Genomic DNA, 11,677 nt, shown 5'->3' with positions numbered 1-11,677 from the left:
TCTTTGAAAACTTGAGTTAAGTCATTAATTTTAGGTGGATTCTAACTAAAATCAAGTTAAAGTTCTGCTAAAATTAACCCGATAATTAAATAAGGATTTTTGTGAGGTAAATTTTGTCTACAGCAAAGAAATTAGATTCTGAAATACAAGAAGAAACAAATAACGTGGCCGAAGAAGCTGCGGCAAATGTTCTTGAGTTTTCAATTACTAGACAGATTCAAGATGTTGATCTTTCAAAGTTAGGTGAGAGTCCTGAGGACTCGACGGGAAGTCTTACCAATATTAATAGTGGAGCTCAACCTGTTGGAGAGGTTACTCATACTCAAATTCTAAATTTAGCAAAAGCAAATAACGAGGTGGATGTTTTAGAGGCACAAGTTAAACTTATTGCACTCTTTGTTTCAGAGGCCCGTATTCTAGAAGCTGAATTAAATAAGTATATTCATGCTATCCATAAACAAAGCCCACAATCAAAGAAGTATCTTCTTCAGATGAAAAAGGTTGTGAAGGACTTTTCAAATATTGAAAAGATCTTGGATAAGGCAAAATCAGTTAAGTAATCTAAAAATAGATTAGTTTACTTTCTTTGAAGTCTCTTTCTTATCTTTACCATCATTTTGCTTTGAACCCTTTCCATCTTTACCTGGGCCTTGGTCCTCAACTGGAATACTCTTTAACTGACTTGCATAAGTCGTCGTTGAAAAAACTAGGCAAGAGAGCACTGTAAGAGCAATAAAAATCTTCATATTAAACCTCAATGAATAAAATAATTATCTTAAGAATATTTGGCTTATAAAATAAAGACAAATAGTTAAATGCAATGAGTAATTTAATTTTGTATATGTCAGAAAACAGAGGGAATCTTACAGGAAACTAGATTTAAATTGAAGTGAGGTAAGCCTGATTGGTGTCAAACTTACCCCCTTTATAAAATACTTATTTAATAAAAGTTTCTAAGAACTTAACTCTAGTTAGTGCTGGTGGGTGAGAGTGATAGAAAGCACTGTAGAGAGGATCTGGTGTTAATGTACTAGCATTGTCCTTATACATCTTTACAAGAGCATTAATAAGCTCTTGAGGGTTCGAATTCTGAGAAGCAAACTCATCTGCTTCAAATTCATATTTTCTTGATGCCCAAGAAGAGATTGGAGTAATAAAGAAAGTGTAAACACCACTAACAAGTATAAATAGAGTTAGTGCCATGTAAGTTTCACTTGAGTGAACTCCATGCATTTCAAAAAACCAAGTTGTTTGCATAAGTTGACCTAGTATAAAGAGGCCAATAAAGCTGAAGACAAATGCTTTAATCATCATTTTTAGTATGTGCTTACGCTTAAAGTGGCCTAGCTCGTGGGCCAATACTGCCTCAACTTCAGTAGCATTTAAGCTATTAATTAAAGTATCAAAGAAGACAATTCTCTTGTTCTTACCAAAGCCTGTGAAGTATGCATTTCCATGGCCACTTCTACGTGAAGCATCCATAACAAATAGTCCCTTACTTTCAAAGTCGACTCTTTTTAGTAGTGCAAGAATTCTATCTTTTATTTCACCATCTTCTAGTTCAGTAAATTTATTAAAAATTGGAGCAATAAAGGTTGGGTAGATCCACATTAGTAGAAGTTGAAAAATTGATAGGAATGCCCAAGCATAGGCCCACCAATACTCACCAAGAGATTCCATAATCCATAGGATCCCATAGATAAGTGGAGTTCCTATAATGAGGCCAAGAATTGATCCTTTTAGCATATCTGTGATGAATGTCTTTATTGTCGTCTTATTAAACCCATACTTCTCTTCAATGACAAAAGTCGTATAAAGAGATTCTGGCAGTGACAGGATCGAATTAATGAAACTAAAGGCCAATAAAAAAACCGTTCCGGTTAGTAGGGGAGATAATTCAAATGACGTAATCGTTTTATTAAGTGCATCTAATCCACCAAGTAATGTCCAACCGATAAGGATAATATAGCCAATAAAATTAAATAATTGACCTTTGTTTAACTTCTCCATTGAATAGCGGGCAGCTTTTTGGTGATCTTCTAAAGTGATCTTATCTGCAAACTCTTCTGGTACCTGATTAAAGTTTTTACCAATATGCTTAATATTTCTTTTATCAAGATATGCTTCAACAAGTCCTTTTAGACATACTGCAGAAATGAATATTTTTGATGCCATCGAAAGATTGACCATATGCTTCCTTTTTTTTAACTTCTATAATTGTTATGACCTATATATCATGACAAAAAAAAAGGTATTTGCCTATGAATGTTCATCAAATTTATACGGATTCTCCGCTTCGAAACTACAATTACATTGTCGAGCTTGGCAATGGGGAAGTTGCTGTTGTGGATCCAATTTATCCAAAGTTAGTAAATGAGTGGTTGGTTGAGAACAACCGCGTTTTAGCTGTCGTTCTTTTGTCCCATGGCCATCATGATCATGTTGCTGGTGTTGATGAGTTAGTTCAACAACATGGTGCTCAAATCTGGGGACATAAAGATAGCTACAAGAAAATAGATCGCATTCTAGAAGACGGTGAGAAGATATCCACTGCACTTGGAGAGATGGAAGTTATCGAAACTCCTGGCCATACGATGGATCATCTATGTTTTCTATTTTATGAATCGGGTAAGCAGGTTGAAATAATCACAATGGATACTGTTTTCAATGCCGGAATTGGAAATTGTAAAAATGGTGGAAACCTCGATGTATTTGTAGAAACAATCTTAGATTTGAATGAGAAGGTTGAAGATCAAGTGATTCTATGGCCTGGTCATGACTATATCGAAAATAACTTACGCTTCACTCTTAGCATTGAACCTGAAAATGAAGATGCAAAAGAGCTTCTTGAACAAGTTCACAAAGAAGGAAGTGTTAAGTTTCGAACAAATTTTGCAACTGAGCGGAAAGTGAATTTGTTTTTGATGACGAAAGATGTAGAAGAGATTAAGAAATTGAGAAACAAACGAGATAAATGGTAAAAATTAAATAGGAGAGTTGATATGAGTTTTCCAAAAATTGGAAATATGGCGCCAGCATTTACACTTAAAAATCAAGACGAAGAAAAAGTAAGCTTAAAAGACTTTAAGGGTGAGAAAAATGTTGTTCTTTACTTCTACCCAAAGGCCATGACTCCTGGTTGTACGACTCAGGCTTGTGGAATTAGAGATTATAAGAAGAAATTTGCAAATGCTGATACTGTGGTTCTAGGAGTATCTCCAGATGAGCCTAAAAGGCTTGTACGCTTTATAGAAAAGCAAAAACTTAATTTTGACCTTCTTTCAGATCCTGATCACAAGATTATGGATAAGTATGGTGTTTGGGGCCTTAAGAAATTTATGGGTAAAGAATACATGGGTGTGATGAGAACAACTTTTATCATTGGCAAAGACGGTCGTCTGAAATATGTAATGGATAAAGTTAAAACAAAGTCACATCATGACGATGTCCTTGATTGGATTAAAGAAAATCTATAGACCCTGGGAATTGTATGAAAATTTTAATTTTATTCTTACTTGTAAGCTCAAGCTTCGCTTCAACAATAGAGATTATGTCTTATAACGTTGAGAATCTTTTTGATGCTCAAAAAGATGAAGGCAAGAACGACTGGGCCTATCTTCCAAAGAATACAAAAGGGAAGAAAGAAGCCTGTGCAAAAGTTAAATCAAAATATCGCCGTAATGAATGTTTTGATGCTGACTGGACTCAGGAAAAAGTTGATATGAAACTCTCTCAAATTAAAGATGTTATCTTAAAAGAGAGAAAGAAACTTCCAGGAATTCTTGTTCTTTCGGAAATTGAAAATGCAAATGTTATTGGCCAACTTGCAAAGGTCTTAGGATATAAGAAGTACTACACATCGAATTCTCCTGATTACCGTGGAGTTGATCTTGCTGTTCTTTTTAATGAATCATCGGATTTAAAATATGTTGGAAGTAAAGAGCATGTTTTAAAAGATGAATATTTTAAGAAGAGACCTTCTAGAAATATTTTTGAAACTCAATTTAAACTAAAGGGAAAGGATCTTTATATCTTTGCTAATCACTGGCCAAGTTTAGGTAATCCTGATCACGCTAGAGTTGTAGCTGCTAAGACATTGAAGACTCGTATTGATGAAATCCTAAAGAAGAATACTAAGGCTTCTGTTGTTGCTGTGGGTGACTTCAATACAATTCCAGAGTTAAAAGCTGCTGATAATAAGCACCCAATGAGGGATGTTCTTTTAAAAGATAAGACAATCGTTGATGTCGAAAAGACTTTCAGAGCTGATAAATCACTTAGTAGTAAGAAAAAGCTTCCTCCGGGGACATATTTTTATAAAAGAGGTGGGCAGTGGAATCACCTTGATAGAGTCTTCGTTCCAAAAACGATGTTAGATGAGAAGGCCCCTATTAGTTTAGTTCTAGGATCTTATCAGATTTATGCACCTGACTTTATCAGAGAGCCTCAACCTGCAACTGTAGTAGAGGAAGATATTGAAGAAATGAGAGATCGTGGATTTAAGCTTTATGAACAAAAGAAAATTGAAACGCCTCCAAATCGTTATGATCACCTTGCTAAGAAAAAACAAAAAGCAGGGTTCTCAGATCACTTCCCAATTGTATTTGAATTAAAATATTAGAATAAAAAAAAGGGCCATGATCGGCCCTTTCTTATTTTATTTACCATAAACACTTAAGAAATATTGATATGTACATTCTCTTGTTACACCGTTTTTAGTGTATTGATCTTCATAGTGATCTCTACATTTTTTCATGAAGTTACGAGCAGAATTATCTTCTTTTCTTTTTCCACGAAACTCAAATTGAAACCCAGCATAATTTGGAGTAACAATTGGATGAATCGACATATCCCACTTTTCGTTTCTATTTATTTCAAATTCTTCAGCGTAAAATATCTTACCTGTTAAATGTCCTACTAGGGCTCCAATGGCAACATCACTTGCCCAGTGAGCCTTGTCGTGAACTCTCGACCAACCCCCAACAGCTGCCGCAGTGTAGGCTAGTACAGGAATAATCGTTGATTTATCTTTGTAGTGTTCAGCAATTACAGTTGCAAAGGCAAAGGCCGTTGTCGTGTGACCTGAAGGAAATGAAACATTATCATTATCCCAATTAAATCCTGTGAAATCTGTATGGTCATCAGTTTTATTAGGGCGTTTACGACTAAAAGTCATTTTCCCTGCTCTGGTAATTAGGCCAGATATTGCAGTTGCCTTAAGTGCTACTTTTGCAACTCGAGTTACTTCATCATTATCAATTACTACACCTAATACATATCCAGCAGCAGAGATACCAATTGGCATACTTCCAGCTTTTTCTCCCCAAAAGGCAATCTCTTCAGTGATTTCTGTGCGATTGTCTTGAGCAAATTGGATTAGTTCTTCATCATTATTAAAAAGTAAGATAGCTGTACTTGCAGCAGCACCAATTGTTAATAATTCTGAATTTGTGAGACCTACCGGTAACGTTTGATATTCGGGACGGAAAGTAAACTCACCATATCGGTTTATAACTCCATCTTCTTCATATCGTGGTTGAATGACACTATCTTTACCCATTCCTGGACAGATTCCATCTCTAAGAAACTCTTCAACAGTACATGTTGCATAGGAATTCATTAAAATTGAAAGGCAGGTGATGGCCTTTAGTATCGACTTAATACTCATTCTCTCTCTCCAGTAATAGGCTTAATATAAAATGAGTATAGACCTAAACTAAGTATTAAACTGTTTAGTATGTAGTATTTCTACCTATAGTTAATTTTTAGACGATTTTATTTAATCCGTGATTTCAGTAGGTTATGGGATGTTTAGAAGACGTGCCATTTCATAATAAGCTTGCGCAGACTTGAAGCGGTCAAATTTATAAAATCTCTTCTGAAAGCTTCTCTCATGTCTTTTTCTTTCTAGTAGAACAGCTGTACCAACTTCGGCAAACATTTCAGTAGGAGAGACTGTGGAGTAGTCAGAAGGAAAGTTATCGTACTTCATCAATGGATTTTTATCTGTATTAATAAGAGTTGCTTCAACTAGATTATATGAAGTTTCTTGTTGATCACAATTATGCTGATAAGTTAGTTCGCCATCTTTATTATTCCATCCGACCTCATTTACAAAGTGATTGTAGAGCTCAGGCATTTCTTGAGCGATAAAGTGGAAGTACTCATGTGTAAGAGTTAGACTAAATTCATTAAAATCTTTTAAATGGTTCTTGTAGAGAATCAATTGTTTCCATTCTTTTTCATAAAGGCCACGGGTCATAAATTGATCTTTACTTTGTGTTTCAAGCACAATGAATTTCAGATTATCAGTAGTCGGAGTTAGCTCTAGTTGAAGCAACTCTTTTATGGCCGTCAATTCTTTCAGGTTTGTCTTGGCAGCGGGAATGATCAATATATTATAAGTAACAAATACATCTCGTTGAATAATTGCTGCATAACCTCTTTCTTGCTCGTCAATATTTAAACTGTAGTTAAAGTCTATGAAGTCTGCAATTCCATCTTTATCTTGGTCTTCACCTTGTTCAGTTGATAATGTTGGAAACTCATCAGCAATATTATCGACACCGTCTCCATCAATATCATTGTCAATACTATCTGGAGTACCATCTAAGTCTTGATCAAGGAAAAGGAAGAAGTCGTTATTTCTTACTACTTCCATCTCAAGTATTTTTGAGTCTATTTTATATTTTAGTCTTAAGTTAATATTTTTATAAACTTCTTTAGAGATTCTATCAAAAGAATCAAGTGCAATTGAATAATTAGAGGATGCAATAAATATAAAAAAACTCATTAAGGCATAGTTTATATACCTTAATGGAGTCTTCTTATAATTTAGTGATTTTTTAATCTTCATTTATGCCCTTTATATCCTAGTGATAGTGAGCTGCCCAAATATCTGCCCAAGCTTCAATAAATCCACCATGACCACCAACAAGTGCATATGATAGGATTGCAGCAGGGAAGTAAAAAGGTCCAAGTAAAGCTGATTGTTTGGCATGACCTGCTTCATGTCCTGAAGCGAACCTATGACCAGTACAGAAGTCTAACTCAAAAAGACCAGCAGACATCTTACTTGGTATATATCCAAGCCCACAAACATCAGCATAGATTTGCATTTTAGAGGCTGAAATTGCTAAGCGTGGAAGATCGAAGTTAATCATTCTCATGTAGCGATATGGTGTTACTGTTTCTAAGAAACTTAGGAAAAGGTTTACACCACGGCTAACTGGAACAAGTAGAACTTTCGTTGCAACAAATGCTCCACCAATCATCGTATTGATCAGACCCCATGACAGATTTGAAGCAATAACAAATAAGTGCATTAGTGGGTGATCTGGATTTGCCGGATCAAAGAGTAATGACTTCTTACCAAATGTTGAATCAAAAGAAGCTAGGGCCTTATCAAACTCTTCTTGCTGCTCTTTTGTTAAGGCTTCTTTTTTATACTCATTGAATTTCTGTATCTTTTCAGAGTTTTCTTGTTTTCCAGAATTTAAGAGATTATTAATATTTTCACTAATTGCCTCTGGAAGAATATTATGATCTCTCATGGCCTTAAGTTTCTTTAGTGTTTTCTCAGCATCTTTATCAATAATTTTCATCATACCGATATAGGCCATATGTTGCTGAAGAACTTCTAGCTTGAATTCTTCATCATTTTCACTAAATCGCTTCATATTTTTACTTGAAAGTTTTTCGATATAGTTAATAGATCGCTTAGCATAGCCTTCACTTAGGTTTCTTAGGTATGTTAGAGAATAAAGAGCAAGGACTTCATTTTGTGCAATCTGCTCAGGAGAATTCTCAAGTCTGTTAAATTGATTTTTTTTGTATGAATTCTTTCCTGCTTCATAGGTAATAGCATGAATATCCATCGTAAGCTTCTTAACATCAGACATCCACTTTTTGATCTTGGCCTTGCTTTCTTCGTATTTTTCAACGGTTCTTACTCGACGAGTGCGATCATTTGCGCCAAAAGTGCGTTTCGAATCTGTCCATGTTTCAAGTTTTGGAGCTTTATTGATAAGATGAGCAATTCTTTCAGCTTTAAACTGAAGATCATTTGCCATGACTAATTTTCCATCATTTAGTGATGATTTAGGTGCAACTTGAAGTGTTGCTTTAAAATCTTCAAAATGATTGTTTATACCTTTGTTTGTAACAACCTTACATGATGCCATCTGTAGGCAGGCCAGAATACATAAAGAAGTACTAATGGCCTTCTTTAGTTTAGGGGATGGGGACATAATCTCTCCTTTATATTTATAAAGCTTTGCGAGTTATATCACTTTCATTAAATTTTATTAGAATACTTGAAAATTTGTTAAAGCTGTTCAGATTTTAGTCAATAAACTCGAGCTCGATTTCTTTTCCAAGTTTATTAAGTAGTTGGACAACTTCTTCTTTAAGGCTAGGGTGTGCTTGAACAATAATATCACGGTGACCTTCGTGTTTATCGCCTTCAATAGTTGAGTAAAAACATAGTCCTTCGTTGGCCTCTAGTTGAAAATAAAAATAGGCTGATTCTTTCTTTGGAACTCTTACTATTGTTTTAAATATTTCACTCATAAAATACTCGACTACTTTGTTTTTATCGTTGGAAGACTTTGCCTATCCACGAAATTTCATTGACTTAAACGCTTTGTAACCTAAAATATTATTAAAGGCCACTCTTTTATCAAGTCATGGAGGACACATAGTGAAAGATTTCAGGATGAGATTGCCACTAGTTTCTATTTTTATTTTATCTCTTTCAACTACATCTTGTTCATGGATGGGAAAGAGAAAAACATTGTTTGAGGAAGAGGGGACAGCTGATACTCAACAAGCAAAGAGTCAGATGGTGCCAAAGGCTCAGTATGATCAACTTCTTGAAAAGTATGACAAGCTATTAAAAGAAACTAAAGCTCCAAGTTTGGCCGAGCAATACAAATCGAGTTCTAAACCATCAGCTTCGCAAGAAGAGGTGCAACTTGAGATGATTGATGATCTTGAAAAAGCACGTCGAAACGAGTTAGCAGAAACGGTTGATGTTTTTGCAAATGAAGTTGCAGCAAAGAAGCAAAACCAACAAAATGATGATCTTCAATTACAAAAAGAATTAAATTTATTAAAGCAAGCCGAAGGTCTTTTGGCCCAGAATCGATTAGATCAAGCACTTACTATCCTAAAGGATTTAGAAAGTTCAAAACATGGCCAAATAAAAGTAAGAGCAAAATTTTATTTAGCAGAGATGCTTTTTTCTCAAAATGAATTCGATTTAGCAATGCAGCTATATGAAGAGATTTTAAGGCAACATGCTTTTTCTGGTCTTGTTATTAAAAGTTTAGGTCGCTTAATTGCATGTACTGATAAATTAAAGTTAAAAAAGAAGAATGAAAAATATCATTCAATTCTTCATGACTTCTTTGGCGAAGCATAAGGGTAGATTTGAAAAAGAGAAATCTAAAATTTCTATTTTGTATCGTAGCTATCATATTGAAAGTGAATCTTTCATATGCTCAAGACGATCTTCAAGATCTCGAATTATTAGATGACAAAGATCTTCTAATGCTACTTGAAGAAGAGGCCGATCAACCTCAGCAAACAGATGTTTCAGATGAAGTCTTAGAAGATGAATTAAAGTCTTTGAAAAATAATCAAAAAGTTAATCTTCCAGGTGAGGAAGTCTTAACAGAAGAAAATAAAAAGAAAATTAATGAGAATAATGCATCAGGAGCTGATTCAATTGATGAAATTGATATTTTGGCCGAAGATGTAAAGTCAGATGTTGAGGTTGTAGAGCCTAGTAAGGCCAATAAGATAAATACCTCTGATAAAAAAGTCTCTCTAGATAAGAACTTATTTAATGTTGGTAAAGAAGAAAAAGAACTTCTTGAGCTAGCTAAATTTGTTGAGAAGAAAATTCCAGCAGATGAGTGGAATGAGTTAGCGACGGCCGCAAAAGTAGATAAGTATGTTGTCCAAGAAGGTGATTGGCTTTGGAAAATTTCAAAGAACCTTTTTGGATCAGGATTCTATTATTCTAAAATTTGGTCAATGAACCCACAGATTACAAACCCTCATGAAATTGAACCAGGACAAATCCTTGTTTTCTCAACAGGTAGTGAAGAATCATTTCCAAAAGTTTCTTTTGGTAGTTTTGATTCTCAAACACCTGAGGATACTAAGGTTGCAGGTGTAAAGGTTGCAAGCTCTGGGGCCTTTTCAAATTATGGTGAGGATATAAAGTCTGACTGGTTAGTTGAGAGAAGAAAGTTAATCGATAAGGGTGCATTCTTTCAGTCATTAACTGAGTCGACATATCAAGATGTTCTTTCGATGACTGAGATTGAGCTTAATACTGATTATAAAAAGTATGCTCCTCCTGTTACAAAAGTTCTTATAGAAGAGCCAACTGAGGAATATGATGAGAATGGAATCTCATCTATTGAAAGGCAAGAAATTAATGTCTCGCAAGGGTTCTATTTAAATACTTTTCTTTCAACAAATCATATTCAAGATCTAGGTTATATATCAGATAAGAAAGATGAAGCTGTCTTAATTCATAATAATGGTAAAGCTTATGTACAATTTGATAAGTCAGTCCAAGTAAGACCTGGAGATCAATTTTCGATTTATCAACCACAAGGGAAAGTTTCTCATGAAATCTCTGATCGAGAAGGGCTTCGTTATTCTATTGTTGGACAAGTGAAGGCTACAAGAGAACTTGAAGATAATAAGTGGGAAGTTGATACTTTCCAAATTGTGGATGTTATTGAACGTGGAGCACGAATCACTGTTTATACGCCAAAAATTGCAAAAATCTTTCAAACATATAATTCACGTCGTATTGAAGCAGCAATTATTGGAGCATTTAAGGTTCAAGAAAGAGGCTTAGCTCTAGGAGATGTCATTTATCTCGATCGTGGTCGTGTTGATGGTGTGGAGCTAGGAAATATCTTTGAGATATATTCTTTTAGAGATCAGGGAACAGGAAAGAAAATTAGTTCTCAACCAACTTATGTAAAAGGTGAGGCAACAATTATTACTGTAACGGATAATTTTGCAACTGCAGTCATTTCATATTCAAATGATGAAATGGGACTTGGTAATATTGCCCTGACTAAATCTGAAGCAACTGCAAAAATGGCAGATCAGCTTAGAACTAGTTCACGTGAAAAGGCCTTAGGTGAAAAAGAGAACCTTGCTCTTGAGGAGCTTGATGTTGAATTAAATTTAGATAATCTTGGTGAAGACTTATTAAAACAAGTTGATGAAATTCGTATTGAAGAAGATGAGCTTGAAGAACTAGAGCGCCAAGAAAGAGAGAAATCAATTATTAAAGAACAGGCGCGTGATCTAAAGGAATTAGAAAAGCTTGAACAAGAATTAATTGATGCAGAGACTAAATTGAATGAACAAAAGATTGATGAAGATACTTACCTAGAGCGTCAAGATCTTAACTTAATTGAAAAAGGTGTTAAGACAAAAGATCCTAATGCACTCGAATCAATGAATGAGATCGAAGCTAAAGAGGGACGCAAGTATATGGATGAAGATCTGAACAGTAAGGAAAATCCTTATGGATTGACTCCATACGACATCGAAGAAATTGAAGAACTATTGAATAGTGATTCAAATTAATCTATGCTAGCAAAAAATATGTTAAGATATTTGAGGCGCGTTTTAATAA

12 protein-coding genes are annotated in these 11,677 nt (G+C 34.7%); 6 read left to right on the top strand and 6 right to left on the bottom strand.

Going from position 1 to position 11,677, the window contains the following annotated elements:
• The first annotated feature begins 113 nt into the window (after nucleotides 1-113).
• Nucleotides 114-560, top strand: coding sequence for a hypothetical protein (locus DAY19_RS01070; RefSeq protein WP_114705337.1), 447 nt, complete (start codon nucleotides 114-116; stop codon nucleotides 558-560).
• A gap of 12 nt (nucleotides 561-572) precedes the next feature.
• On the opposite strand, the gene DAY19_RS15175 is transcribed toward DAY19_RS01070, so the two are convergent.
• The gene (locus tag DAY19_RS15175; protein WP_158536729.1) at nucleotides 573-746 is read right to left on the bottom strand and encodes a hypothetical protein; all 174 of its coding nucleotides are present in this window, start codon (nucleotides 744-746) and stop codon (nucleotides 573-575) included.
• 190 nt (nucleotides 747-936) lie between these two features.
• Nucleotides 937-2,190, bottom strand: coding sequence for a M48 family metallopeptidase (locus DAY19_RS01065; RefSeq protein ID WP_114705336.1), 1,254 nt, complete (start codon nucleotides 2,188-2,190; stop codon nucleotides 937-939).
• 71 nt (nucleotides 2,191-2,261) lie between these two features.
• Between DAY19_RS01065 and DAY19_RS01060 the strand changes: the two genes are divergently transcribed.
• Genes DAY19_RS01060 through DAY19_RS01050 form a run of 3 tightly spaced genes read left to right on the top strand, consistent with a single transcriptional unit; the run spans nucleotide 2,262 to nucleotide 4,621 of the window.
• A complete protein-coding gene (locus DAY19_RS01060) occupies nucleotides 2,262-2,981 on the top strand; it encodes a hydroxyacylglutathione hydrolase C-terminal domain-containing protein (RefSeq protein ID WP_114705335.1) in 720 nt (239 codons plus the stop codon).
• Between the two features lie 21 nt (nucleotides 2,982-3,002).
• On the top strand, nucleotides 3,003-3,476 hold the full coding sequence (bcp, locus tag DAY19_RS01055) for a thioredoxin-dependent thiol peroxidase (RefSeq protein ID WP_114705334.1): 474 nt from the start codon (nucleotides 3,003-3,005) through the stop codon (nucleotides 3,474-3,476).
• A 14-nt stretch (nucleotides 3,477-3,490) separates the two neighbouring features.
• Nucleotides 3,491-4,621: an endonuclease/exonuclease/phosphatase family protein gene (locus DAY19_RS01050; protein ID WP_114705333.1), complete on the top strand. Its 1,131-nt coding sequence runs from the start codon at nucleotides 3,491-3,493 to the stop codon at nucleotides 4,619-4,621.
• A 36-nt stretch (nucleotides 4,622-4,657) separates the two neighbouring features.
• On the opposite strand, the gene DAY19_RS01045 is transcribed toward DAY19_RS01050, so the two are convergent.
• From DAY19_RS01045 to DAY19_RS01030, 4 genes are all read right to left on the bottom strand, one after another.
• Nucleotides 4,658-5,668: a phosphatase PAP2 family protein gene (locus DAY19_RS01045; RefSeq protein WP_114705332.1), complete on the bottom strand. Its 1,011-nt coding sequence runs from the start codon at nucleotides 5,666-5,668 to the stop codon at nucleotides 4,658-4,660.
• A 132-nt stretch (nucleotides 5,669-5,800) separates the two neighbouring features.
• Nucleotides 5,801-6,856, bottom strand: coding sequence for a thrombospondin type 3 repeat-containing protein (locus tag DAY19_RS01040; RefSeq protein ID WP_114705331.1), 1,056 nt, complete (start codon nucleotides 6,854-6,856; stop codon nucleotides 5,801-5,803).
• Between the two features lie 16 nt (nucleotides 6,857-6,872).
• On the bottom strand, nucleotides 6,873-8,249 hold the full coding sequence (locus DAY19_RS01035; protein ID WP_114705330.1) for a hypothetical protein: 1,377 nt from the start codon (nucleotides 8,247-8,249) through the stop codon (nucleotides 6,873-6,875).
• A 94-nt stretch (nucleotides 8,250-8,343) separates the two neighbouring features.
• A complete protein-coding gene (locus DAY19_RS01030; protein ID WP_114705329.1) occupies nucleotides 8,344-8,571 on the bottom strand; it encodes a DUF4911 domain-containing protein in 228 nt (75 codons plus the stop codon).
• Nucleotides 8,572-8,701: 130 nt separating this feature from the next.
• Here DAY19_RS01030 and DAY19_RS01025 point away from each other — a divergent pair, with 130 nt between their 5' ends.
• Together DAY19_RS01025 and DAY19_RS01020 are read left to right on the top strand one after the other, a co-directional pair.
• A complete protein-coding gene (locus tag DAY19_RS01025) occupies nucleotides 8,702-9,424 on the top strand; it encodes a tetratricopeptide repeat protein (protein WP_158536727.1) in 723 nt (240 codons plus the stop codon).
• A gap of 8 nt (nucleotides 9,425-9,432) precedes the next feature.
• Nucleotides 9,433-11,628 carry a LysM peptidoglycan-binding domain-containing protein gene (locus tag DAY19_RS01020; protein ID WP_114705327.1) on the top strand — a complete coding sequence of 732 codons (2,196 nt, stop codon included), beginning with the start codon at nucleotides 9,433-9,435 and terminating at the stop codon, nucleotides 11,626-11,628.
• Nucleotides 11,629-11,677 lie beyond the last annotated feature (49 nt).

Origin of the sequence: Halobacteriovorax vibrionivorans (assembly GCF_003346865.1) — a bacterium.
Classification (GTDB): Bacteria; Bdellovibrionota; Bacteriovoracia; order Bacteriovoracales; family Bacteriovoracaceae; genus Halobacteriovorax_A; species Halobacteriovorax_A vibrionivorans.
This window is presented reverse-complemented; position numbering and strand designations above follow the sequence as displayed.

Bases quoted from the DNA above. Each gene is read 5' to 3' on its own strand.
- DAY19_RS01045 (WP_114705332.1), bottom strand. From the start codon at position 5,668: ATGAGTATTAAGTCGATACTAAAGGCCATCACCTGCCTTTCAATTTTA.
- DAY19_RS01040 (WP_114705331.1), bottom strand. From the start codon at position 6,856: ATGAAGATTAAAAAATCACTAAATTATAAGAAGACTCCATTAAGGTAT.
- DAY19_RS01060 (WP_114705335.1), top strand. From the start codon at position 2,262: ATGAATGTTCATCAAATTTATACGGATTCTCCGCTTCGAAACTACAAT.
- bcp (WP_114705334.1), top strand. From the start codon at position 3,003: ATGAGTTTTCCAAAAATTGGAAATATGGCGCCAGCATTTACACTTAAA.
- DAY19_RS01035 (WP_114705330.1), bottom strand. From the start codon at position 8,249: ATGTCCCCATCCCCTAAACTAAAGAAGGCCATTAGTACTTCTTTATGT.
- DAY19_RS01050 (WP_114705333.1), top strand. From the start codon at position 3,491: ATGAAAATTTTAATTTTATTCTTACTTGTAAGCTCAAGCTTCGCTTCA.
- DAY19_RS01065 (WP_114705336.1), bottom strand. From the start codon at position 2,190: ATGGTCAATCTTTCGATGGCATCAAAAATATTCATTTCTGCAGTATGT.
- DAY19_RS01030 (WP_114705329.1), bottom strand. From the start codon at position 8,571: ATGAGTGAAATATTTAAAACAATAGTAAGAGTTCCAAAGAAAGAATCA.
- DAY19_RS15175 (WP_158536729.1), bottom strand. From the start codon at position 746: ATGAAGATTTTTATTGCTCTTACAGTGCTCTCTTGCCTAGTTTTTTCA.